Here is a 22,973-nt window from a genome sequence, read left to right as displayed (position 1 = left end):
GGGCCGTCCTTGATCCAGCGGGTCAAATCCCTGATGAAAATGAATCGGCAATGATTCAGGCGTGGCCCTGGATTGAGTCAAGCCTCAAGAAATGGGAGCAAGAACCAGATTGATTCACGCGCGTTTGAGCGAGCGCAGCGGCGGCGAGGGGAGGGGAGTACAAAAGAATTCGCGCCGCAAACCGGGACCTGAGAGTCCAGCTTGCGGCGCGTTGTAACGATGCAGCGTGAAGGCGTGCTTACTTCGACGCCACCAGAACCCACAAGCGGGCCAGGTCGGCCGAACCGTCGTCGCCCTTGACGGCCTTGAATGCCTGAATCGCCTTCTGCTTTTGTCCAGCGATGAAATACGCTTCGCCGAGATGCAGTTGCGCCTGATCCGGGTGATCCAGACCGCCCTTGGCGATTGCCGCTTCCATTGCCGCCAGGCCTTGCTGCGCCTGACCTGCAAAGACCTGGTCGAATGCCAGATCGAATGCCGGAATCGGCACGCCGTTGCTGTCGACCGTGCTCGTCGCGCGCTTGGTAGCCAGCGCCTGCAGGCGCTTCTCGCGATCCGCGCCGGCGTCGTGACCCAGCACGCCGGACGTGAAGCCCTGATCGATCACCTGCTTGCCTTCCACCGGCGTACCCGCAACGATCGACAACTGCGTCATCTGCATGTAATCGTCAGCCGTCGCCAGCGAACCGGTAGCACGGCGCAGACGATAGGTGTCGATATCCAGCGCCGACGAGTAGCCCGGCTTGCTGCGAATCGCGTTGAACAGGTCGTCCCAGTACGATTGCTTCGGGTGGTACGCCACCAGCTTTTCGAGCGCACCGCGATAGGTGGCCGAATCGTTGGACTTCTGCGCGCACGTACCCAGCAACTGCAACTGCGACTCGTCCGGCGCATGACCGGCGCGCGCCTGGGCGTCCACGGTCGGCTTGAGCAGGTTGACCACGTTGGTGCAGTCGCCCGACAGGTAGTACGACTGAATCAGCAGGACGCGCATGTCCGGATCCGTGCCGCCTGCCTTCAGGTAGCGCTGTGCAGTCTTGATAGCCTGCGGGTAGCTCTTTTCCTGAAAGTAGATGCCGGCGAGCGCAGCGGTGGTGCGCTGTTCGTCCGCGCCCGTCAGCTTGCCCGAGGCCAGCAGCGTTTCGTAGGCCTTGGCCGCGGTGCCGGAATCGCCGGCCGCAGCGGCAGCCGCGCCGCGCATCTCTTCGACCATATAGCTTTCATATGGCGTCTTGTTCGGCACGGCGTCCGCCTGGGCGATCTTCGCCAGCGCGTCCTGATACTTGTGAGCCCGGTACGAGTCCTGCGCCGCGTTCAGCGGCTTGGCCACTTCGGGGCGCAGCGTGTCGGCGGCATATGCGTTCGGCAGCACGACGAGGGCAGACAAGCCCCCGAAAGCGGCCGCGATCACAGCGCGCTTGAACCGTTGATGGATCATTAGCACTCCCACTTCCTTATTGCATGTACTGCTCGTTGCCAATCAACCCGATCTTGGTGGCGCCGACGCGTTGTGCCGCGGCCAGCACGGCAGCGACGTCCTTGTACGGCACCAGCTTGTTCGGCAGCAGATGAATCTCGGCCTGCACCGGCTCAGCAGCAACCTGAGACAGCTTGGAGTTGAGCGTGGCCTGGTCCGGGATCACCGTGCCGTTCCACATCATCGTGCCGTCGAAGTCGATATCGATCTGCACCACTTCCGGCTGCACCGCCGGAGGAGGGGGGTTGCCGACCGGCAGGTTCATCTTGATGGCGTGCGTTTGAATCGGAATCGTGATGATCAGCATGATCAGCAACACCAGCATCACGTCGATCAGCGGCGTGGTGTTGATATCGACCATCACATCCGGTTCGCTACCGCCGCCGGAAGATACATTCATTCCCATAATCTGCTCCTTCCTGTCGACCCGGACGAGCGCTTCAGTGCTCACCCGGGTCCCATGCAACGAACGCTCAGCCTCCGCGCGGCGGCGGCTCAGTGATAAACGACACCTTGGCGATGCCAGCACGTTCGCACGCAGTGATCACGCGGCCGATAAACTCGTAACGCGTGTTCTGGTCGCCGCGCACGTTGACTTCCGGTTGCGGCTGCATCACCGACACGGTCTTCAACTGCGTGAGCAGCGTCGCTGCATCCACGTGTTTCTCGTTCCAGAAGAAATCGCCGTCGCGGTTGACCGCGATCACGATACTTTTGGGCGTGGTCTGCAGCGGCTGGACTGCCTCATTCGGCAACTTCACCGGCACCGTATGCGTAACAACAGGAATCGTGATCAGGAAGATGATCAGCAAAACCAGCATCACATCGACTAGCGGCGTGGTGTTGATGGCGGAGATGACTTCGTCTTCATCTCCATCTTGCCCAACGCTCATAGCCATGATTTAGCCCGCCTGTTCGGCCAACGCCGCCTTTTGAGCTGCGGCGCCGCGCGTCGAGCGGCGGCTGCCGGCCAGCAGAACCGTGTGCAGTTGTGCGCCGAAGGCACGCACACGTTCCATCACCGACTTGTTACGGCGAACCAGGAAGTTGTAGCCGAGCACGGCCGGAACTGCCACTGCCAGACCGATTGCCGTCATGATCAGCGCTTCGCCGACCGGACCTGCAACCTTGTCGATCGATGCCTGGCCAGCGATACCGATTGCCGTCAGCGCGTGATAGATACCCCAGACCGTACCGAACAGGCCGACGAACGGCGCCGTGGAGCCGACCGTACCGAGGAAGGCGAGGCCGTCTTGCAGGCGGTTCGACACGTTGGTGATGGCGCGCTCGACCGACACGTCGATCCACGTATTGCGGTCGACAGCTTCGAGCAGCGCTTCGTCGTGGTGCTCGCCGGCTTCGATCGCGGTTTCGGCGATGAAGCGGAACGGCGAGGCTTCGTCGAGCAGCCTGGCGCCTTCAGCCAGCGACGGAGCGGTCCACAGCTGTTCGTCGGCGCTCTTGGCGCGGCGGTTGGCACGGTATTGCTCGAAGAACTTCGTGATCATGATGTACCAGCTGCCCATCGACATGATCACCAGCAGGATCAGCACGAAGCGGGCAACGAAGTCACCGTTTTTCCACAGGGCGCCGAGGCCATACGGGTTGTTGACGGTTTCGGACGTAGCCGGCGCCGGCGGCGGCACAGCCTGGTCAGCCGGTGCTGCGGCAGGTGTGGCCGTCGGTGCGGCGTCGGTTGCCGATGCTGCTGCGGTTGCGTCGCTGGCTTGCGCGTAGGCAATTTGCGGTGCGACAAAGGTCGTCGCCGTGGTTACGGCGAACACCATGCTTGCCGCCACTGCGGCGAGAGAACGCTTCTTCATGTCTGCTCCAGTTCATGCGTTGAACTTGTACAACGTGACTAATAAATCGCTACCGGTACCGCTCAGTTCGTGGGTTCAGTTTCAGTTCAGGTTGAACGAGAACGGAACCTGGACACGAACGGGTTGGCCTTGGGAAACGCAACTAAACTTCTTTACCGCATTGAATGCCGCGCGATCGAGAGAAGAGTCTTCCGACGACTTCGCGACACGTTCATCCGTAATATGGCCCTGCGGATCGACTACGAATTCGATAAGCACGTCACCCGTGACGTTGTTTTCCTGCGCTTCCTTCGGATAGACCACGGATGAGCGGACCTGATCGGAGTTCGGGCATGCCACGTCGACCTGCGCGCTCACCGGCTTGGACGGCGCCGGCGGTGCGGGCGGGGCAGGCGGCGGGGCCGGCTGCGCCACGACCGGAGCGGCCTGGTGCGTGATGGTCGGTTGCGGCGGGGTCGGCACGTTGACTTCCGGCGGCGGCACGAACGGCGGCGGCGGCGGCGCGAACTTCGGCGGCGGCAACTGCACGACCGGCAACGGCGGCGGAGGCGGCGGCTTCACGGGCTCGATGATCTTGGTTTCGATCGGATGTTGAATGACCTGCACCACCTTGGTGGCAAGGCCATTGAGCAGTGCATAAATCAGCACTACGTGGAGGAGAAGAACGGCGGCAATACCGCCGAAGCGGCGCACGGGGTTCTGCTGCTTTTTCCCGAACTCGCGCGGGCGACCCGGTCTCTGAATCGCGGTCGAGCCCGCCGGAAACTGCCCTTCAACTTTCATAACCACCTCGTTCCTCCCGGCGTAAACCGCCCATTTCCGTGACTGCAGCGTGCGTGCTACGTCGAAACATTGTTCACTTCAGCCCCAAAGAGGGCGCGCAACATTCTTGTGGACTCCAGATGGGGTGCCGCCGTACCACTCGACCCGGACTTTAAGGCTTGCGCCTGCTATTCATATTCCGGATTGCGACGGCGTCGTGCCGTTTATGTGCAAGGCACATGCCCGCTTCGGACAGATTCTGGGCGGCCCGCGGGGATGAGCGGAAACAGCCGGTAATCTGTCTGCGTAGAAGTACTAATAGACGGTATTTGATGCATCCCCTTCGGTTTGGCACAGGCTGCGACAGACGAAAACTTGTTCGAACGTCACACGTATTTCACAGGCCAGCGCTCCACGGCTGTGATTCCTGCGACGGAACGATATCAGTTCAAAATCGCGCGTCAAACTTTTTTTGATAGGGGCATACTCTGTTTAGAGGATACGCTCTAATCGTAAAAGGGCTGATCAGGCCGTTTGCTTACAACATTGAATGGTTCCGACAGGAAATTCGTTTGCGTTCAACGAGGTGCCGAATCATGTTGTAAGGAATTGAAGGCTCGCTTTAATCCGGATTTGACATGCCTTAAAAAACGGTACCGAGCCTCGCTCCTGCGCGGATGGATTCTAAAGCAGGTGAGTGGTTGGCTGCACGAGGAAAAAAACCCGCCGCCGTCCCGAGCTTCCTGAGATGTCAAGTGAGCGCCGAGGGACGTCGCTCAGTTCGTGCGCAGCGAGGGCGGAGCTTGCTCACTATGAGAGCGGTGCGGCGGCAATGAGCGCGATGAGCGCGTGGGGCGAAGAGGCCAGCGCCGCGACGGCGCAGAGAGAAATCTTTTGGGCAGGTGGCTCTAAACATCCGGGCCCGGCGCAGGTGCCGTTGAACGGGCCGGTATCTATGCCTCTTATATAGGCACCCCGGCCAACGGGCCAGGTGCATGCACGTCTTACATGCGCCTGCCCGCTTGATCTGTTCGCCCTCAGCTTGCCGGATTGGCGCCGTCCGTCGCCGCCGGCATCGCGGCGCTGCCGGTTCCCTGAGCATTTGTCATGGACGCCGCCGGCTTGCAGTCGGCGCGGTATTCGGCCTGCAGCTTCTTCTCGGCGGTTTCGATGTCGTTCGGGTAGTTGTTGTCGTTGCCGGTCGGGTCGTAGCCCACCGCCTCCAGTTCGCCCAGTTCGCGCATCAGTTGCCGGTGCGTGATCTCGCCCTTGACGTGCGTGAATGGGTAGGCATTGCACTGCTGCGCGGTGAGGCCGGGAGCGGCCATCGCCGAAGCGCTGCCGGCGAGCAGCAGGGCCATCAATGCGGAACGGGTCGCGAATTTCATGTTTGCATCCTCCATGGGTCAGGTCAGACAAAGGTCGGCAGAAGCGCAGAAAAAAGAGCAGAAAAGGCGCATCTGCCGGATGCAAAACAGGCTAGTGGAAGGGCGATACCGTTTCGCCCTCGAAACCGTGAAAGATCTTTTAGGATCGCACCGCGCGCGGGTTATCCGGGTGTCGTGCGCGCGTCGTCCATGCAGACGGTCCTGACCTTGCGAGTTCGCCGCCCGCTCGCCCTCTGCAGGCGTCGGGCTGGCAGTCGAACTTAAATATTTTTTAATGAAACCGATGCTCGCCCTTTACGGGCGCGCGCGTAGCCTGTGCATCGCTGTCCCACACAAGCTGCGGCGCCTCGCGAGCCGCCCGCCCCGAACTCGACCCGCAAGCCGGATATGGCATCATGTCTTTTTACTGATAACGCATCGCGCACGCCGCTCAAGCTGGCTGAGTTCGCCGCTATGCGTGAAATCATCATGTCGCGAGTGCTGACCATTGAAGATGACGAGATCACCGCCAACGAAATTGTCGGTGAGCTGAAAAGCCGCGGCTTTACCGTGGACTGGGTGGCGAACGGCCGCGACGGCATGGCGCGCGCCATCAGCGACGAATACGACGTCATCACGCTCGACCGCATGCTGCCGGGCGTCGACGGACTGACCATTCTCACCACCATGCGCAGCATCGGCATCCGCACGCCGGTGCTGATGCTGAGCGCGCTCGGCGACGTCGACGAACGCGTGCGCGGCCTGCGCGCGGGCGGCGACGACTATCTGACCAAACCCTTCGACCCCGAAGAAATGACTGCGCGCCTCGAAGTACTGCTGCGCCGCAGTCAAACCCCGGCGGCGCCGTTCGAGACGGCGCTGCGCGTCGGTCCGCTCGAACTCGATCTGATCTCGCGCAAGGTTCAGCGCGACGGCGAAGAGATCGTGCTGCTGCCCACCGAATACCGGGTGCTCGAATTCATGATGCGCCACGCCGGCCAGACCATCACCCGCACCATGCTGTTCGAAGCGGTGTGGGGTTACCACTTCGATCCGGGCACCAATCTGATCGACGTCCACATGGGCCGTCTGCGCAAGAAGATCGACCCGCCCGGCGTCCGGCAGATGATCCAGACCGTGCGGGGCTCGGGCTACCTCCTCGCGTGAGCACAACCTTGATGGACACCTCTTTCCCCGCGCAGTCCGCCCTGGGGCGCCGCTGGCATTCCACGACGTTTCGTCTGATCACGGCGTATGCCGTGATCTTCTCCTTTTCGGTGATGGTGCTGCTCGGCTATATCGGCTGGGCGGTGACGGGCGACATGGAGCGCGAGACCGACGTGGTGATGGAATGGCAGCTCATCTACTTCGATTCGATGCCGCATGGCGAACTGGCCGACGCCATTCACCGGCGGCTCGAGCACGAGCGGATGCACACCAATTACTACGGCCTGTTCAAGGCCGACGGCACCCACGTCGCCGGCGACCTGCTCAGCATGCCGGCGGATCTGCCCGTCAACCGGCTCGGCGTGACGCTCGATCACTCGCTGCAGATCGACGGCGGCGAGGCGGCGCCGGTGGTGCGCGCGATGGCCGAGCGCCGTCACGACGGCGAGGTCCTCGTGCTCGCGCGCGACCTCACCCACATCTTGCGGATTCGCCAGACCATCATCAACGCGCTGGTCGGCGGCGGGATTCTCTGCCTCGCGGCCGGCGTGCTGGGCGGCCTCGTCCTGAGCGTGCGGCAGATGCGCCGCCTGAAAGCGATCCGGCGCGTGACCCAGCGCATCGCCCAGGGCGATCTCGGTCAGCGTCTGCCGATTGGCGGGCGCGACGAAATCGACATGCTGGCGCATCTGGTCAATCACATGCTGGAAGAAGTGGAGCGCCTGATGAACGAGGTCAAGGGCGCCTGCGACGGCATTGCCCACGATCTGCGCACGCCGCTCGCCCACGTGAGGACCTTGCTCGGACATATCGCCGAGCGCTCGGGCAGTGTCGATGACGTGGCCTTATCGACCTTGGTGCAGCGCGCCCGCAGCGAGACCGACGCGCTACTCGACCGTTTTCGCGCGATGCTGCGCATCTCCGAGATCGGCACGTTGCAGCGGCGTGGCGGTTTTGCCGAGGTGGACCTGAAGGTGCTGGTGGAGGAAGTGGGTGAGCTGTATGAGCCGCTTGCCGAGATCCGTTCGCTGAGCTTCGCGGTCGAAGCGGAAGAGGTCGCGACGATTCACGGCGACCGCGCGTTGCTGTTCGAAGCCTTCAGCAACCTGCTCGACAATGCGTTCAAGTTCACGCCGGCAGGCGGGGCGGTGCGCCTCGCGCTCAGGCAGACGCCGGGCGGACCGCTGGCGGAGATCGTCGACAATGGGCCGGGCATTCCGCTGGACGAGCGCGACGCGGTGCTGCAGCGCTTTTATCGCGGCGAGGGCACGCGCCATCTGGCCGGCTCGGGTCTCGGACTCAGCATCGTTTCGGCGGTGATCCGGGTGCATGACTTCACGCTGCGCATCGGCAATGCCGAACCCGGCGCGCGTATCAGCATCGAGTGCTGGTCGAGGACCCTGGCATGACCGCCCGCGCCCGCCGTCGCGCGTTTGCGCGTGCGTTACATCCGGCTTATCAGCACGCGTCCCGTCTTGCCTCTCACTTCGATTGCTTCCTGCCCTGACCGGTGGCTAAATGCGCATCCTGTTCGTCGCCGCACCTCACCCCGAATCCGCCTGGCTCTACAAGGCTTTGCAGGAAAGCGCGCATAGTCTGCAACGCGCCGAGGACCTGCGCGACGGTGCGTTTCTCGCGGCCCAGGAACCCTTCGATACGATCGTGGTGATGTCGCTCGATCCGCCGTCATATCGCGGCTTGCTGGAGGCGTTGCCGCAATTCGTCGCGGCCGGTGCGGGCGCGGCGATCGTCGTCGTGCTGGGCCAGTCAGGTTCGCAGGACCGCACCCGCGCGTTGCGTGCCGGGGCGGACGCCTGCTTCGGGCAACCTTATTCGTTCATCGAAATGCACGAGCGGATGCAGGCGCTGCGGCGCACCGCGGCCGCACGCGCCGCGCACGACCAGCCGGCAGGCGCGGCCGCCGCCGCGAGCGTGAGCTTGACGCTCGATCCGCTGACGCGCGAACTGGTGGACGGCGTGCAGCGCCTCGTGGTGACACGGCGCGAGTACCTGCTGCTCGAATGCCTGATGCGGCAACTGAACGCGCCGGTGCCGCGCGAGCAACTGATTCGCTACGCGTGGCCGGAGAAGGACGACGTGGATCCGTCGAGCGTCAATCTGGTGGTTTCGCGGCTGCGCCGCAAGCTCGCTCAGCAATTGCCGGGCGTGCGTATCGACACCGTCAGCCGCTACGGTTATCAGATCGCGACGGCTTCTCCTTAGGGCCAGTTCAGGCCGGCTCGCCAGGATCTCGCGCGGACGGCTCTAGCCAGCCGCCCAGGCTCTCGCCTATCATGTAAGACCCCTCGGAGGATTGAACATGATTGCCAGAAGCCCGGAGCATGCTGTGGAGCTGTTGGACCGCGCGTTCAACGGCCGCGACCTCGATGCGGTGGTCGGCTTCTACGAAGATGACGCGGTTGTCGTCACGGAGCCGGGACGAACCATTCGTGGACGCGCGGAACTGCGCAACTTTTTCGAACTCGCGATGAAGTCCGGCGTGTCGGCCACGCAGCTGAAAACTCACGTCATCGAAGCGGATGGCATTGCGCTGTTTCTGTCCCGCTGGAGGCTGGATTACCAGGCGCCGAGCGGCGAGATCACCTCACGCGAACTGGTCGCAACCACCGTCTTTCGCCAGCAGGCGGACGGCGGCTGGAAAGTGCTGATCGACAATTCCCTCGGACCGCTGGTGCTCGACGTCTGAATGCCCGATGCGCCTTAGTGCGCGTAGATGGTCGAATTGAGGTAATCGAGCTGACCATCTTTCTCCGCCTGCACCAGTTCCTGATAGACCTGCGCGCGCGTCTTGCCCGTGTTGGCCTGAGCGTCCGGCGAGACCCATTGCCCGGCCTGGCCCATCGGCGAGCCTGAGTTCGCGGCGACCTGCGTCGAAGCCGCCGTTTGCTGATTCTCCGTGGCTGTGGTTTGGGCAAACGCCGAAGCCGTAGCGGTGGCGCCGACGAATGCAATAGCGATCAGCAGGGTTTTCATGTTGGTAGTCCTCAATATATTCAGTTTGCCGGGATCCGGCGGGGTGAGCTCAGATTGAGTCCAGACGCGTAGCGTGGCAACGATCAGCAACGATTCGCCGTCTGGTTAATGAGTAGGATAGTCACCGGGGTATAGCGGAACGACGCTACGAGGATGAAAAGAAATTCATCCTCGCGTCTCGCTGGACCAGCCCCCGCCCAACGCCTCGATCAAGCCCACTGAAGCCAGCAGGCGCCGCGTATTCACGTTCAACGCGAGGATCTGCGTATTCAGTTCGGTGGTCTGCGCGGTCACCACATCCAGATAGCTGACCACGCCATCGCGATAGCGCGACATCGAAAGCGTCAAGGTGCGCTGCGCGTCAGCGAGGGCGGCGTTTTCCTGGGTGGCTTCGTCGCCCAGGTGATGCAATTGCGCCAGATTGTCTTCGACCTGCTGGAAGGCCTGCAATACGGTCGATTTATATTTCGCGCCGTTTTCCGCGAGCCTGGCGCGGGCTTCCTGCGTGATGGCCTCGCGGCGTCCGCCGTCGAACAGCGTCATAACGAGACTCGGGCCGATCGACCAGATTTCGTTCGGCGCCATGATCCACGGCGACAGCGTGTCGCTCTGGAAGCCGCCGTCGAGTCCCAGCGAAACGTCGGGGAAGAAGGCCGCTCTCGCCACGCCGATCTTCGCATTCGCCTGTGCGACGCGCCGCTCGGCGGCCGCGATGTCGGGACGCCGCTGCAGCAAGGCTGCGGGCAGGCCGGCCGGAATCGACGGCAAATACGCTAACCCGGTCGACGGCGCGAGCGAGAACGACGAGGCCGGCACGCCCGTCAGCGATGCAATGGCATGCTCATACAACGCCCGGCGTGCCTTGACGTCCTCGGCCGCGGCGCGCGCCGACGCGAGCTGGGTCTGCGCGCGCGAGACGTCCAGATCCGAGGCGATGCCGCCGGCATGCCGGCTCACGGTCAGTTTCAATGCGCGCTCATAGGTGCTGATGGTGTCGGCGAGCAGTTGCTGCTGTTGATCGAGGCCGCGCAGATTGAAATAGGCGTCGGCGAGGCTCGCCTGCAGGCTGAGGCGCACGGAGGCGAGATCGGCGTCGGCGGCCTGGGCGGCCGCACGTCCCGCGCTTACCTCATTGCGCACCTTGCCCCATAGATCGAGGTCGTAATCGATGCCGACGTCGAGCGTATTCGAGCCATACACCGAGGGCTCGCCCGAGCCGCGTAACGGACGATTGTCGGACTGCCGGTTGGTCGAGACGTTGGCGTTTGCGCCGATGGTCGGAAACAGGCCCGAGCGCGCCTGCGCCAGGTAGTCGACCGCTTCGTCATGGCGCGCGACAGCGGCGGCCACGTCGGGATTCGCCGTGGCTACCTGCTCTTCGAGCCGGTCGAGCACCGGGTCGTGATACACCTGCCACCAGGCGTCGCGCGGGAGCTGATCGGCCGGTTGCGCCGCCTGCCACGCGCCGCTTTCCTTGAAGGCCGTCGGAATCGCCGTGGACGGCACCTGATAGGTCGGCGCCAGCGAGCAGCCGCTGAACAGCGCGGCGAGCGCGAACGTCACGCACAGGCGGCGCGGGAATCTGGGCTCAACCATGAGCGCGCTCCGCGTCGCGCCGGTCGGCAAGCGCGGTAGCCGGTGTGTTGGCGGTCTGCTTCGAGGCGAGCCGCACCGCGTCGCCGGTGGCAATCGAGTCCGGCGGGTTGTCGATGACGCGATCGGCGGCGTCGAGGCCCGAGCCGATTTCGACCTGGGTGCCGAGATCGGTGGCTATCGTGACGGTCTTGAGAATTGCATGGTTGTCCTTATCAACTACCGCCACCTGCAAGCCGTTCTGCCGGAAGATCAACGAACTGGCCGGAATCAGCAGGGCATGCGGATCGGTCGGCATGGCGAAATGCACTTCGGTGTATTCGCCGGGAATCAGCAGGCCGTTTTGATTGTCGACCGCCAGTTGCACGAGCAGGGTGCCGGAGGACGGGGTGATCGAATCGTCGGTGTCGACGAGTTTCGCCTCGAATTTCATGCCGGGCCGCTCGGGCACGGTGAGCGTCGCGCGCATGCCTGCCGCGATGGCGGCGGCGTCGCTTTGCGGCACGCTCACATAGACGCGCAACTGGCGCGCGTCGGACACTGTGAAGAGTTCATGACCGTCGCCGCCGCCCGCATCGATCAGCGCGCCGATATCGGTCTTGCGTGCGGTGACGATGCCGTCGAACGGCGCGGTGATGCGCTTGAACGATTCGAGTGCCTCAAGCCGGTTCACATTGGCCTGCGCCGCGGCGACGGTGGCCTGCTTGGCGGTGAAGTCGCTGGTCTTCTCATCGGTGTCCTGCTGCGAGACCGAATCCTGCCTGAGCATCTCGGTCCAGCGTTTGGCCGTGGACGCCGCGAGCTTTTCGTTGGCCTGCGCATTCTGCAGATCGGCCTTGGCCTGCAGCAATTGCTGGTCGAGATCGGGTGTGTCGATCAGACCGAGCAACTGACCCGCTTTCACATGCGTGCCGATATCCGCATACCAGGCATGCAGATAGCCGGGCACGCGCGCGTAAATCGGCGCGTTGACGAAGGCCGATAGATGGCCCGGCAGTATCAGCGCCTGGGTCGCGCCCTGGTGGCTCGGCGTATACGCGGTCACCGTCGGAATGGCCTGATCGGCGGACCAGCTGGTCATTTCCTGTCTGGCGTGCACGCGCGAGAAGATGCCGGTCGTCACGACACCTGCCGCCGCCAGCAATACCACGATGCCCACCAGCTTCAGATGGCGCAGCCGCTTGGGCGAATTGATTTCGATCTCAGTGGACATGAACGACTCCGGTTTCTGAAGGTGGATGATCTTTATCTTTGACGGTCGGAGGCAGCGCCGCGTCGCGACGGTGAACGAGGCTGAACACCACCGGCACGAACAGCAGCGTGGCAAAGGTCGCGCAGATCAGGCCGCCGATCACGGCGCGCCCGAGCGGTGCATTCTGTTCGCCGCCGTCGCCGAGACCGAGCGCCATCGGCGCCATGCCGATGATCATGGCCAGCGCGGTCATCAACACCGGACGAAAACGCGTGAAGCCGGCTTCCATTGCCGCGACGAGAGCATTGCCGGTGACGGCGAGACGTTCGCGGGCGAAACTCACCACCAGAATGCTGTTGGCGGTGGCGACGCCCATGCAGAGAATCGCGCCGGTCAGCGCGGGCACCGAGAGCGGGGTATGGGTGGTGAACAGCATCCAGACGATCCCGGCGAGTGCGGCGGGCAGGGCGGTGACGATCACGAAGGCGTCGGCCCACGAGTGGAAGTTCACGACGATCAGCATGTAGATCAGCGCGATCGCACCGATAAGACCGAGCGAAAGTCCGAGGAATGCGCTGTTCATGGTCTCCACCTGGCCACGTAGGGTGACCACCGAGCCCTTCGGCACGTCTTTCGCCGTCGCCTGCAGGACGTGCTGGATATCCGCGGCCACGGCGCCGAGATCGCGGCCTTGCGTCGTCGCGAACACGTCGTAGAGCGGCTCGATGTCGTAGTGCGAGACGACCGCATCGCCGACGCCGCGCTCGATGGTGGCGATGCCGCCGAGAATCTGCGACTGCCCGTCCTTGCCGGTCACCGGCAGATTGCTCAGCGCCGAGAGCGACTCCATCCGGTATTGCGGCGTCTGCGCCACGATCGGATACGACACCCCGTTATGCGGATTCAGCCAGTAGGTAGGCGACACCTGGCTCGTTCCCGAGAGGCTCGCCACCACCGAGTTGGTGACATCCTGCTCGGTGATGCCCAACTGGTCGGCGCGCGAGCGATCCACGGATACGGTGAATTGCGGGTAGGTGGAATCCTGCTGGATGCGCGTATCGGCAATGCCGGAAATCAGGCGCATCCTGCGCATGACTTCCGTCGCATAGCGTTGATTGCCGTCCTGATCGGGGCCGGCCACCTGCAGGTCGATTGGCGCGGGTGCACCGAAGTTCAGAATCTGGCTGACGATATCGGCCGGCAGAAAGGAAAACGAAGTACCCGGAAATTCGCGTGGCAGCCGTTCGCGCAGCTGCGTCACGTAGCCGGCGGTCGGCGCATGATTGTCGTTCAGCGAAATCATGATGTCGCCGTCTTGCGGGCCGGTGGTGCCGCTATTGTTGTAGGTCAGATTGATACCGCTATTGGGCAAGCCGATGTTGTCGATGATGCTGGCGAGTTGATCGGGCGGCACGACGCGGCGCACGGCATTTTCGATTGCATCGAATTCAGCGGCGGTGTCTTCGATGCGCGTGCCGATCGGCGCGCGGACATGGAGCGTGATTTCACCGGAGTCGATACTCGGGAAGAAGTTGCGGCCCAGCCACGGCGCGAGCATGAACGACGCGCCCACCACCATCAGAAAGCCCACCACGAAGCGCTTGCGATGCGTGAGCGCCAGGCCGAGCACGATGCGATAGATGCCACGTACCCGCTCGAAGCGATGTTCGAAGCCGCGCTGAAACCGTACCAGCGGATTGCGCGACGGCGGCGCGGCGTGATGGCCGTCGTGCCCATGCGGCGCCATGACGGCCGCCAGTTCGCCCGACGCATGACCCCCCGATGCATGCGGGCGCAACAGATATTGCGCGAGCATCGGCACGAAGGTGCGCGACAGCACGAACGAGGCGACCATCGCGAAGATCACCGCTTCGGCCATCGGCACGAACAGGAAGCGGGCGATGCCGTCGAGCAGCAGCATCGGCACGAACACGATACAGATACACAGCAGCGAAACGAAGGCCGGTCCGACGATCTGCGCAGCGCCGTCCATGATCGCGCTACGGACATCCTTGCCTTGTTCGAGGTGCCAGTTGATGTTTTCGATCGTCACGGTGGCGTCGTCCACCAGGATGCCGACCGCCAGCGCGAGGCCGCCGAGGGTCATCACATTGAGCGTTTCGCCCATTGCCGAAAGCGCGGCAATCGCGGCCAGCACCGCGAGCGGAATCGATGCCGCGATGATCAGCGTGGAGCGCCAGCTGCCGAGGAACAGCAGGATCATCAGCGAGGTCAACGCGGCCGCAATCACGCCTTCGCGCGCCACGCCGCTGACGGCGCCTTTCACGAAGGTGGACTGGTCCCCCATGGTGACGATCTTGAGTCCGGGCGGCAGCGTCTCTTCAATCAACGGAAGTTTGGCCTTGATGCCGGCGATGATGTCGAGCGTCGACGCGGAACCGTTCTTCAGGATGCTCATCAGCACGGCGCGATGACCGTCGACGCGCACGATGTTGGTTTGCGGCGGATAGCCGTCGCGCACATGAGCGACGTCGCGAATGTAGATAGTTGCGCCGTCCACGGTTTTGATCGGCAGGGCATTCAGTTCCTGCAGCGCGAGCGGGCTGTTGTTGAGCTTGATGTTGTATTCGAAGCGGCCGATTTTTTCCGTGCCCGCCGGAATGATCTGATTCTGCTGCGCGAGCGCGTTGGCGACGTCCTGGGCGGAGAGCTTTTTCTCTTGCAACGCCTGCGGGTCGAGGTCGATCTGCACTTCGCGGGTCTTGCCGCCGTAGGCGGTGGGAGTCGACACGCCTGGCACGCTCAGTAGTTGCGGACGAATGAAGTTGGTCGCGTAGTCGGCGAGCTTCTGCTCATCGAGCGTGTTGCTGGTCAGCGCCAGTTGCAGCACCGGCACCGTCGAGGCACTGTAGTTGAGGATCTGCGGCGGCGTGGTGCCGGGCGGCATCTGCTTGAGCACGGTTTGCGAAACGGACGTGACCTGGGCCGTCGCCGTGCGGATGTCGACGCTCGGCTGAAAGAAGATCTTGACGATGCCATAGCCGCGAAACGATTGTGATTCGATGTGCTGAACATCGTTGACCGTGGTGCCGAGCGTGCGTTCGTAGTAAGTGACGATACGTCCGGCCATGTCATCCGGTTGCAGGCCGGCGTAATTCCATACGACGCTGATCACCGGAATGCGGATATCGGGGAAGATATCGGTCGGCGTGCGCAGCGCGGATAGCGGGCCGATCACGAGGACCAGCAACGCCAGCACGATGAACGTGTAGGGCCGCGTTAAGGCGAGCCGGACAATTTTTAACATCGAAAGCTGCTCCGTTCAGATACGCGATGTGCAGTGAGGGCAAGCACGAATCGTGATTCACCCGATGACGGTATTCTGGAGAGCAGGCCCTAACACGCGGAGCCGAAAAAAATGAAACAAGTTTTAGGTGCGCGGTGTGCGACCGGCTTCAGGACCGAAAGCGCCGCGCGCTGCATGCAGCGCGGGCGCTTAAAAATGGGCAGCGCGTCATAAATACGCTTGCCCGTCAGCCGAACAGATACCCCGAGCCGCGAATGGTGCGGATCATTGGCCGTTCGCCGGGGGCGTCCACTTTCTTGCGCAGGCGTCCCACGTGCACGTCGATGAGATTGGTGCCCGGATCGAAACGGCAGCCCCACACGGCTTCGAAAATCATCGTGCGGGTCAGCACCTGGCCCGCATGCCGCATCATGAATTCGAGCACGCGGAATTCGGTGGGCTGCAGGTCGAGTTCGCGTTTGCCGTGCGTGACGCGGCGGCGCACGAGGTCGAGTTCCAGCGCGCCCGTCCGTAACAGTGTCTCGACTTGCGTGTGGCGGGGACGCCGCCGCAGCAGCACTTCGATGCGCGCGAACATTTCGTCGGCGGAGAATGGCTTGATCAGGTAATCGTCGCCACCGGCGCGCAGTCCCTGAATGCGATGATCGACGTCGGACATGGCGCTCATCACCAGTACGGGCGTTTCCATGCCGACGCCGCGCATGGTGGCGACGATGCTCAGGCCGTCGAGATCGGGCAGCATGCGGTCGAGCGTGACCACATCGTATTGACCTGCCATGACCTTGGCCATGCCTTCGCGGCCGGTACGCGCCACGTCGACAGAAAAGCCGCTTGAGGTGAGCGTGCGCACGATGTCGTCGGCGATCATTTCATCGTCTTCGATCGTCAGTATCTTAGGCATGATTCGCCCTCGCCCCGGTTCTGGTCTATCAAGCCACCGCCCGCAGCGTGACGGGCTTGTCGGGGGCGCGGTACTGGCTCACCGCAAAGTCGATGAAACTGCGCACCTTCATCGACAGATAGTTGCGGCCCGAATACAGGATCGACACCTGACGCGGACCGCCGTTGACCTCGTAGTCTTCGAGCACCGGGACGAGCGCGCCTTGCGCGAGGTCGTCGCTGACAGACGGCATGGGCAGCAAGGCAATCCCCATGTGATTGAGCGCGGCTACCCGCACCATCGCGCTGCTGGTGGCCGTCAGCGCGCTGCCCGTGTTGACGCGGTAGACGCCGTTGGCATCCGCGAATTCCCACGTGCGCGAGCTGCCGTCCGAAACCGTCAGCAAGCCGTGCCGGTTCAACGCGGCCGGATCGCGCGGCGTGCCGTGACGCGCCAGATACGCGGGCGAGGCCACGGTGACTTCCGCCATGCTGGTGAGTGTGCGGCTCACCAGCGTCGAGCTCGTGAGACGCCGGTCGTCGGAGAAGCACACGTCGAAGCCGCCTTCGACCATGTCGATATGCGTGTCGTAAGTCGTGACGTCGAAATCGACGCGCGGATGCAGTGTGCGATACGTCGCCAGCAGATTGCCGAGCCCAGAGGTGGCAAACGTCATCGGCGTGGCGATGCGTAGCGTGCCGCGCGGATCGCGCGTGGTCTGCAGCAGATTCGATTCCATTTCATCGAGCTTTTCGATGATCGTGCGGCAGCCGTCCAGATACTCCTTGCCGACTTCCGTCAGCGAAAGGCTGCGCGTCGTGCGATTGAGCAGGCGCATGTTCAGATGCGCCTCGAGCATGCTGACGCTGCGCGTAACGGCAGCCGCCGACATGCCCAGTTGCCGCGCAGCCAGATTGAAGCTGGCGAGGTCGACTACGCGTGTAAAGACACGCATCGCTTGTAGCTGGTTCATGATCTGACACTAGGAAAGGACGATGCGTGCATCATCGCCGGTGTCAGGTAAAACGGAACAGCTAGGTTGATTAAGTCTTTTTTAATTTTGTGCAATGTTCATGAACTGGCGCGCGCGCGTGCCGTGCGTGCGGCGATGCGTCCCATGCTGAATGCGACAGGCAAAAAAAGAGCGCGGACGAAGCCGCGCTGCTAAGGAGATCTCTTGAAAAAGACCGCAGTGATGCGGACAGCCCAGTATAGGGCGTCGCCTGCCTGCGAGGGGAACGAACGCTGAAAGACAGTGCTGTGCAAACTGGAACAAATCGCCCTGCAGCGCGGTGCCGTGGCTTAGTTCATCAACGCGTGCGTGTCGGCTTCTTCCCGTTCCAATACTTGCAGATGCTTCGACAAGGCCTCGGTCAGCGTGGCGAGACTCGACGTCGGCAGCGCGAAGCCTGTCCAGCCCAAACCCGAATGGCGCATGAACAGTACGCCGCCGTCGTAGAGAGGATGCTTCTCGGTATGCCAGCACGGATCCATCTCGATCACATACTGATGCGTGCGCGACGGCTCTTTCGGCACTTCGGGGCGCATCGCCGCGCGCATCAGACTGAGCCGTTCGATGACGGCATCGATTTCCTGCGCCTCCAGAAGAACCGCAGCCTCGCCGATCGCGACCCGCACCGCATGCGTGCCATACTCGTTCATCATCTCGATGCTCATCGTCATGTCCGACTCCTTACACCTGTCTCGATGAGGAAATTATGGAGCGACTATCCGCAGCGCAAGCTGAAAGAGGGCGATCGTTTGATGAAACTTTCTTTAAGGAGCGGGCGGCGCGTGGTCGGCGTTTGTTCATTCATCGGCGCGTGCCGGGTCCGGCGGCACCATAGGGGCATCCGGCGGGAAACGGCGAACTGTTGGCAGGCGGCTTCTAAATCCGACGAATACGCTCGATTCATATAGCGGGATGTATCGGACCCAAGGCGCGTGATACTGAAGATAGTGAGAGCGTCACCGCGCCCGGCCTCGCACCGAACGACATTCAACTTAGACAACAAAGGGGCTTTAGAACCATGCGCAACATGCACAAGGCAGTGTTCCCCGTTGGCGGACTCGGGACGAGATTCCTGCCGGCCACCAAGGCAAGTCCGAAAGAGATGTTGCCGATCGTCGACAAGCCTCTGATTCAATATGCCGTGGAAGAGGCGATTGCCGCGGGCATGACGGAGTTGATCTTCGTCACCGGGCGCGGCAAGCGCGCCATTGAAGACCATTTCGACAAGTCCTACGAGATCGAGGCCGAACTGATCGCACGGGGCAAACGCGATCTGCTCGAACTGGTGCGCAACATCAAACCGAGCCACGTAGACTGTTTTTATGTGCGGCAAGCCGAACCGCGCGGTCTCGGCCACGCCGTGCTGTGCGCGGAAAAACTGCTCGGCGACGAGCCGTTCGCGGTGATACTCGCCGACGATCTGATCGACGCCCATCCGCCGGTGCTCTCGCAGATGATCGGCGTGTATGACCATTACCACTGCTCGGTGCTCGGCGTGGAGGAGATCGACGCGCAGGACACGCGCTCTTATGGCGTGATCGAAGGCAAGGCGTGGGACGAGCGCATCTTTCGCATCTCGGGCGTGGTCGAGAAGCCGGAACCGGCCCAGGCGCCGTCGAATCTTGGCGTAGTGGGGCGTTACGTGCTGACGCCCGGCATCTTCGAGCATCTACGCAAAACGCGGCCCGGCGCCGGTGGCGAGATCCAGTTGACCGACGCCATCCAGTCGCTGCTCGCGGATGAGCAGGTGCTGGCGTACCGGTATCGCGGCCAGCGCTACGATTGCGGCAGCAAGATCGGCTATCTGAAAGCCACGGTGGAATTCGCGCTCAGGCATCCCGAGGTGAAAGCCGGTTTCGAGGCTTATCTGAATGCAAAGCTCGCGCAGAGAAGTCCCGAGATGATGGCGTAAAGCGACGGCACATAGACGCAGACATGGGGCGCACGAGGTGTGCGCCGCCCGTCACGCTGTTTTGCCGCAGTGCCGCGCAATGCCGCTTCGCAGCGCCCGAACCGCCGTGATTGGTCAGCGGAAATACGCCTTGGTGTTTTCATGCACGTCGGCGCAGGCCAGCAGTTCCGACGGCGCCATCCATGCATAGTCGCTGTGCTGCTCGAAGCGGCCCACCGGCGCCGCATCGCGTAGCACCAGCATATAGCCGAGCACGATGTAGTGGGTCGAGATATCCGCTGCGCCGGCGAAATTGTCGTCGTAGTGATGCTCGAATACGCCGCGAAAACAGGCCGTATTCTGCGTGACGCCATCCAAGCCGAGTTCCTCGCTGACGACGCGGCTGAACGCGCCATTGAGCGACTCATCCTTGCGGATGCGCCCGCCAGGCACGAACCACGTGCCGCGCGCCGGTCGATTGACGCGGCGCCCGAGCAGCACGCGGCCGCGATCGTCGACCACGATCAGGTCGATCGAAATAAGCGGCGTCAGGCGAACGACGTCGAGAAATTCGGGTCGGGCAAGCATGGTCTCATTTATCTCGCTGTATATCTCACTGCGCACGGGCCATTCGGGAACCTGCGCACGCCGGCATGGCGCGCAATGCGCCCACCGCTTCAATGGGCGCCAACAACTTTGCCGCGTACCTTTCAGTCTAGCGTTTTGTTCTTCCCCGCCGCGCGCGGCATCCCTGCCAAATGCGCCGAACTCTCTGCGCATCAGGACAACGCTACTGGGCGACGTATCCCGCCGGTGTCGTGACATTGGCGCGGGCGACCGCGGCATTGGTCGAGATGACGTAGATCGGCGTCTCGCTCAGCATGAGCGCCGCCACGCCGTTGCTATATGACAGGTTCGACGGATTGCCCATCACGTCGAGCACGCTCACCTGGCCCGAACTGCCCGGCGCATCCACCTGCAGGTTGTACGGCACCTGGTAAGTCGAGCTGAAGCCTTTGCTGGTATTCCAGACCGCATTGTTGTGAGTCCACAGCGCCGTGATCACCGGGCCGCCATTCAGTTGCTGAAATGCGTATGCGTAGACGCCGGGCGGCAGGCCATTGAGCGATCCGAGCGTGTTGGTGCCGTCGACGATGCGCGTCATCGCAGCGGTGACCATGGCCGCGGGCTTGGGACTGATCGCGGAGGGGCCATAGCCGCCTTGCGCGTCCGCGAGGTCGAAGAACAGACCGAAGCCGATCTGGTGCGGGAAGTCGGTGGCGTAGAACAGGAAGGTCACGTCGGCGCCTTCGCCGAGCAGGATCAGATGCGTGCGCGCGACCACCGCCCCCTGCGCATACAGCACGTTGGGCGTCGGATAGTTGGCGCCGTATTTCGCGCCGAGGTCGTAGCTGATGCCGGTTTCGGTGACGAACAGGCGCGCGCCCGGCTTGAGCGTCGCGGCGATCTGCTGGCGCAGCGCGCGCATTGCCGCCGGCAGCGATTGCGCCGCCTGCGCCGGATCGCTGTCGCCGACCAGCCGCTCGGGCGGATGCGAAGGCGACGTGCCGATGTCGTAGTAGCCGTGAATCGACACACCGTCGAGATAGCGCGCGATGCCGAGCGGCGCGAGCCGTTGCAGCCATTCGGTGTTGCTGGACACCGCGGCGTTGGTGGTGCCCATGATCACCGCATCGGGATCGGTCGCATGAATGCCCTCCCAGGTGGCCTGATACAGCGAGACGAGATTCGCGTCAGTGTCTTTCCACGGCAGGCCGCTGTTGTAGTCGGGCTCCCAGGTCACCTGATAATAGTTGTGCGCCTGATGCGCAAAGCGTTGCGCGCGCACCTGGCCCGATTCCTGGCCGACCCGGTTCAGGAAGCTCTGATACGCCGGCAGCGACACCGGCAGATAACTATGGGTGGCGGCGTGCGTGGGGCTTGCCCATGCCGGAATGCCGTCGAGCTGGATCAGGCGCATCAGGTCGCCCGCCTTGAAGAATGGCGCGAGGGGGTACATGGCGGCGTTAAACGTGTTGGGCCCGTTGGGTTCGAGCATGTACCAGTTGCGGTTGTCGTTGGTCCAGCGCAGTCCCAGATCGGGATAAAGCGGCCGGTAGCCGTCACCGGAGCAGCAGCTCTGACCCGGCGTGACGTAGGCCGCGCCCTGGCCGCCAAAGCGGTGCAGGTCCTCATGCGCATAGGCGGGCGGCGGCAGCACGCTGGAGAGGTCGGGCAGCACGCCGAAGGTCGCTATGCCTGCGGGCCGCGTGCCGCGCATCGGCAGTCCGGTACCCGCTGAACTGAGGGTGGCGGAGATCGCGAAGTAACCGGCGAGGGTCGAAACGCAACTCAGCGAGACAACCTGTGGGCCGCTCGCGATGTCGAATTGCCCCGCGGCGCGCACGTTGCCCCATGTGTCGAGGATCTGCCAGGCGAGCGTATCGCTCGCGCGCGCGCGAGTCGTGAGCGCGACCGAGAACGGCCGGCCGTTGGCGAAGATGCGCGTACCGTCGCCGCCGAGCGTATCGGCTTCGAGCGTGGCGCCGTCCGGTGTCGCGTTGGCGGGTTCGGACGGCGCGCCGCACGTGAGCGTGCTGGTGCCGGGCGTGGCGATGATCGACTGCGCGCTCGGTGCGGGCGCGATGCCGCTGTCGTACCAGCAGCGCTTTTGCGTGCCGGGCGCGGGGTCGCCGAACACGGTGTTGTCGCACGGCGTGCCGCCGGTAAAGGTCAGGATCACGTATTGTGTATCGCTGCCGTACTTGACGTCGTGCTTGCCGGAAAACGCGCAGGTGCCGCGCTCGCTGGCGCACGCGGTCCACGTGATGGCGGGGCGGTGTGCCGCTGCGGCCGTCGTGCCGGGGGGCGCTTCAGGCGCGCGCGCACTCGGTCTGTCGGCAACCGGAGGCGGTGCGGCTGTGACCGGCGCCGCCGCGGCGGGATGCACGATCCAGCAACTTTTCAGCGCGCCGGGTGCGGGGTCGCCAAATACCGTGTTGTCGCAGGGCGTGCCGCCGTTGAGTGTGAGGACGACGTAACGGCTCACCGTCCCGTAGCGAACCTGCTGCGTGCCGGTGAAACGGCACACGCCGCGCTCGGCGGCGCATAGCGTGACGGCGGCTGCGCTGGCCGCCTGATTCGGGGAGGCCGGCGCGGTCGCGGCGGCTTGCTGGGCGCTGTCGGCGGCATGGTCGTGCTGGCTGCAGGCGGCGACGCCGAGCGTCACCGCGAGCCGCAGCATGAGCTTCGCCAGCGGCAAGCCGATGCACCGGCGTGGGAACGCCGGTCGTGCCGCGTCATGCTCCGAAGCTGGCGGATGTCTCATGATGCCTGGAAGGTGACAGAGAACAGCGTCAGGGCGGCACCGTAAAGATGGCGGCGGCAATATTCACATGATTCACGCATGCGTCCCCCCGACGTGTGCGCTATGCCACGTTCGACGCGTGTTTCTGCTACCTGCGCCGCGTACCCTCAGTTCCGGTTGAGTCGATGTGGTGCAGCGTGCCCCCGTTTTATCGCCGGCGAATGCCCCGTCCACGACGTC

The 22,973-nt window shown here is 63.3% G+C and carries 20 protein-coding genes; 5 read left to right on the top strand and 15 right to left on the bottom strand.

Annotated features, from left to right (window positions below; genetic code table 11):
* Nucleotides 1–238: 238 nt before the first annotated feature.
* From FQ755_RS12030 to FQ755_RS12005, 6 genes are all read right to left on the bottom strand, one after another.
* Nucleotides 239–1,438, bottom strand: a complete 1,200-nt coding sequence (locus FQ755_RS12030; protein WP_144154679.1) for a tetratricopeptide repeat protein — start codon at nt 1,436–1,438, stop codon at nt 239–241.
* Between the two features lie 16 nt (nt 1,439–1,454).
* The gene (locus tag FQ755_RS12025) at nt 1,455–1,883 is read right to left on the bottom strand and encodes an ExbD/TolR family protein (RefSeq protein WP_144154325.1); all 429 of its coding nucleotides are present in this window, start codon (nt 1,881–1,883) and stop codon (nt 1,455–1,457) included.
* A 67-nt stretch (nt 1,884–1,950) separates the two neighbouring features.
* The gene (locus tag FQ755_RS12020) at nt 1,951–2,376 is read right to left on the bottom strand and encodes an ExbD/TolR family protein (protein ID WP_144154323.1); all 426 of its coding nucleotides are present in this window, start codon (nt 2,374–2,376) and stop codon (nt 1,951–1,953) included.
* Nucleotides 2,377–2,379: 3 nt separating this feature from the next.
* Nucleotides 2,380–3,300: a MotA/TolQ/ExbB proton channel family protein gene (locus FQ755_RS12015; protein WP_144154321.1), complete on the bottom strand. Its 921-nt coding sequence runs from the start codon at nt 3,298–3,300 to the stop codon at nt 2,380–2,382.
* 81 nt (nt 3,301–3,381) lie between these two features.
* Nucleotides 3,382–4,083, bottom strand: coding sequence for an energy transducer TonB (locus FQ755_RS12010; protein WP_144154319.1), 702 nt, complete (start codon nt 4,081–4,083; stop codon nt 3,382–3,384).
* A gap of 1,016 nt (nt 4,084–5,099) precedes the next feature.
* Nucleotides 5,100–5,450, bottom strand: a complete 351-nt coding sequence (locus tag FQ755_RS12005; protein ID WP_144154317.1) for a DUF4148 domain-containing protein — start codon at nt 5,448–5,450, stop codon at nt 5,100–5,102.
* 468 nt (nt 5,451–5,918) lie between these two features.
* Here FQ755_RS12005 and FQ755_RS12000 point away from each other — a divergent pair, with 468 nt between their 5' ends.
* The 4 genes from FQ755_RS12000 to FQ755_RS11985 all read left to right on the top strand — a co-directional run bounded on the left by FQ755_RS12000 (nt 5,919) and on the right by FQ755_RS11985 (nt 9,303).
* Nucleotides 5,919–6,596, top strand: a complete 678-nt coding sequence (locus FQ755_RS12000; protein ID WP_144154677.1) for a response regulator transcription factor — start codon at nt 5,919–5,921, stop codon at nt 6,594–6,596.
* Between the two features lie 11 nt (nt 6,597–6,607).
* Nucleotides 6,608–8,005: a sensor histidine kinase gene (locus FQ755_RS11995; RefSeq protein WP_144154315.1), complete on the top strand. Its 1,398-nt coding sequence runs from the start codon at nt 6,608–6,610 to the stop codon at nt 8,003–8,005.
* A 109-nt stretch (nt 8,006–8,114) separates the two neighbouring features.
* On the top strand, nt 8,115–8,819 hold the full coding sequence (locus tag FQ755_RS11990; RefSeq protein ID WP_144154313.1) for a response regulator transcription factor: 705 nt from the start codon (nt 8,115–8,117) through the stop codon (nt 8,817–8,819).
* A gap of 97 nt (nt 8,820–8,916) precedes the next feature.
* A complete protein-coding gene (locus FQ755_RS11985; RefSeq protein WP_144154311.1) occupies nt 8,917–9,303 on the top strand; it encodes a YybH family protein in 387 nt (128 codons plus the stop codon).
* Between the two features lie 14 nt (nt 9,304–9,317).
* Here the strand turns inward: FQ755_RS11985 and FQ755_RS11980 are convergent, their stop codons facing one another.
* The 7 genes from FQ755_RS11980 to FQ755_RS11950 all read right to left on the bottom strand — a co-directional run bounded on the left by FQ755_RS11980 (nt 9,318) and on the right by FQ755_RS11950 (nt 18,200).
* The gene (locus tag FQ755_RS11980; RefSeq protein WP_144154309.1) at nt 9,318–9,590 is read right to left on the bottom strand and encodes a DUF4148 domain-containing protein; all 273 of its coding nucleotides are present in this window, start codon (nt 9,588–9,590) and stop codon (nt 9,318–9,320) included.
* A gap of 165 nt (nt 9,591–9,755) precedes the next feature.
* Nucleotides 9,756–11,186 (bottom strand): efflux transporter outer membrane subunit, encoded by a 1,431-nt coding sequence (locus FQ755_RS11975; protein ID WP_144154307.1) that lies wholly within the window; start codon nt 11,184–11,186, stop codon nt 9,756–9,758.
* A complete protein-coding gene (locus tag FQ755_RS11970; RefSeq protein ID WP_144154305.1) occupies nt 11,179–12,396 on the bottom strand; it encodes an efflux RND transporter periplasmic adaptor subunit in 1,218 nt (405 codons plus the stop codon). The genes FQ755_RS11975 and FQ755_RS11970 overlap by 8 nt, the downstream gene beginning before the upstream one ends.
* Nucleotides 12,386–15,643, bottom strand: a complete 3,258-nt coding sequence (locus FQ755_RS11965; protein ID WP_144154303.1) for an efflux RND transporter permease subunit — start codon at nt 15,641–15,643, stop codon at nt 12,386–12,388. The genes FQ755_RS11970 and FQ755_RS11965 overlap by 11 nt, the downstream gene beginning before the upstream one ends.
* A gap of 226 nt (nt 15,644–15,869) precedes the next feature.
* Nucleotides 15,870–16,544 (bottom strand): response regulator transcription factor, encoded by a 675-nt coding sequence (locus tag FQ755_RS11960; RefSeq protein WP_144154301.1) that lies wholly within the window; start codon nt 16,542–16,544, stop codon nt 15,870–15,872.
* 28 nt (nt 16,545–16,572) lie between these two features.
* Entirely contained in the window at nt 16,573–17,496 is a 924-nt protein-coding gene (locus FQ755_RS11955) for a LysR family transcriptional regulator (protein WP_144154299.1), read from the bottom strand.
* Nucleotides 17,497–17,825: 329 nt separating this feature from the next.
* Nucleotides 17,826–18,200, bottom strand: a complete 375-nt coding sequence (locus FQ755_RS11950; protein ID WP_409937452.1) for a hypothetical protein — start codon at nt 18,198–18,200, stop codon at nt 17,826–17,828.
* 353 nt (nt 18,201–18,553) lie between these two features.
* Here FQ755_RS11950 and galU point away from each other — a divergent pair, with 353 nt between their 5' ends.
* Nucleotides 18,554–19,447, top strand: a complete 894-nt coding sequence (gene galU, locus FQ755_RS11945; protein WP_144154295.1) for a UTP--glucose-1-phosphate uridylyltransferase GalU — start codon at nt 18,554–18,556, stop codon at nt 19,445–19,447.
* Between the two features lie 114 nt (nt 19,448–19,561).
* On the opposite strand, the gene FQ755_RS11940 is transcribed toward galU, so the two are convergent.
* Entirely contained in the window at nt 19,562–20,014 is a 453-nt protein-coding gene (locus tag FQ755_RS11940) for a GDP-mannose mannosyl hydrolase (RefSeq protein WP_144154293.1), read from the bottom strand.
* Nucleotides 20,015–20,216: 202 nt separating this feature from the next.
* Nucleotides 20,217–22,754 (bottom strand): hypothetical protein, encoded by a 2,538-nt coding sequence (locus tag FQ755_RS11935; protein ID WP_144154292.1) that lies wholly within the window; start codon nt 22,752–22,754, stop codon nt 20,217–20,219.
* Nucleotides 22,755–22,973 lie beyond the last annotated feature (219 nt).

Source organism: Paraburkholderia sp. BCC1885 (assembly GCF_900996235.1).
Classification (GTDB): domain Bacteria; phylum Pseudomonadota; class Gammaproteobacteria; order Burkholderiales; family Burkholderiaceae; genus Paraburkholderia.
The sequence above is the reverse complement of the archived record's forward strand: the minus strand, read 5'-3'. Positions and strand labels throughout refer to the sequence as shown.

Excerpts from the sequence above, each read along its gene's own strand:
- FQ755_RS11940 (WP_144154293.1), bottom strand. The coding sequence starts at position 20,014 with ATGCTTGCCCGACCCGAATTTCTCGACGTCGTTCGCCTGACGCCGCTT.
- FQ755_RS11955 (WP_144154299.1), bottom strand. The coding sequence starts at position 17,496 with ATGAACCAGCTACAAGCGATGCGTGTCTTTACACGCGTAGTCGACCTC.
- FQ755_RS11975 (WP_144154307.1), bottom strand. The coding sequence starts at position 11,186 with ATGGTTGAGCCCAGATTCCCGCGCCGCCTGTGCGTGACGTTCGCGCTC.
- FQ755_RS12005 (WP_144154317.1), bottom strand. The coding sequence starts at position 5,450 with ATGAAATTCGCGACCCGTTCCGCATTGATGGCCCTGCTGCTCGCCGGC.
- FQ755_RS12030 (WP_144154679.1), bottom strand. The coding sequence starts at position 1,438 with ATGATCCATCAACGGTTCAAGCGCGCTGTGATCGCGGCCGCTTTCGGG.
- galU (WP_144154295.1), top strand. The coding sequence starts at position 18,554 with ATGCGCAACATGCACAAGGCAGTGTTCCCCGTTGGCGGACTCGGGACG.
- FQ755_RS11980 (WP_144154309.1), bottom strand. The coding sequence starts at position 9,590 with ATGAAAACCCTGCTGATCGCTATTGCATTCGTCGGCGCCACCGCTACG.
- FQ755_RS12025 (WP_144154325.1), bottom strand. The coding sequence starts at position 1,883 with ATGGGAATGAATGTATCTTCCGGCGGCGGTAGCGAACCGGATGTGATG.
- FQ755_RS12010 (WP_144154319.1), bottom strand. The coding sequence starts at position 4,083 with ATGAAAGTTGAAGGGCAGTTTCCGGCGGGCTCGACCGCGATTCAGAGA.
- FQ755_RS11935 (WP_144154292.1), bottom strand. The coding sequence starts at position 22,754 with ATGAGACATCCGCCAGCTTCGGAGCATGACGCGGCACGACCGGCGTTC.
- FQ755_RS12015 (WP_144154321.1), bottom strand. The coding sequence starts at position 3,300 with ATGAAGAAGCGTTCTCTCGCCGCAGTGGCGGCAAGCATGGTGTTCGCC.
- FQ755_RS11990 (WP_144154313.1), top strand. The coding sequence starts at position 8,115 with ATGCGCATCCTGTTCGTCGCCGCACCTCACCCCGAATCCGCCTGGCTC.
- FQ755_RS12020 (WP_144154323.1), bottom strand. The coding sequence starts at position 2,376 with ATGGCTATGAGCGTTGGGCAAGATGGAGATGAAGACGAAGTCATCTCC.
- FQ755_RS11970 (WP_144154305.1), bottom strand. The coding sequence starts at position 12,396 with ATGTCCACTGAGATCGAAATCAATTCGCCCAAGCGGCTGCGCCATCTG.
- FQ755_RS11985 (WP_144154311.1), top strand. The coding sequence starts at position 8,917 with ATGATTGCCAGAAGCCCGGAGCATGCTGTGGAGCTGTTGGACCGCGCG.
- FQ755_RS12000 (WP_144154677.1), top strand. The coding sequence starts at position 5,919 with ATGTCGCGAGTGCTGACCATTGAAGATGACGAGATCACCGCCAACGAA.
- FQ755_RS11965 (WP_144154303.1), bottom strand. The coding sequence starts at position 15,643 with ATGTTAAAAATTGTCCGGCTCGCCTTAACGCGGCCCTACACGTTCATC.
- FQ755_RS11960 (WP_144154301.1), bottom strand. The coding sequence starts at position 16,544 with ATGCCTAAGATACTGACGATCGAAGACGATGAAATGATCGCCGACGAC.
- FQ755_RS11950 (WP_409937452.1), bottom strand. The coding sequence starts at position 18,200 with ATGAGCATCGAGATGATGAACGAGTATGGCACGCATGCGGTGCGGGTC.
- FQ755_RS11995 (WP_144154315.1), top strand. The coding sequence starts at position 6,608 with ATGGACACCTCTTTCCCCGCGCAGTCCGCCCTGGGGCGCCGCTGGCAT.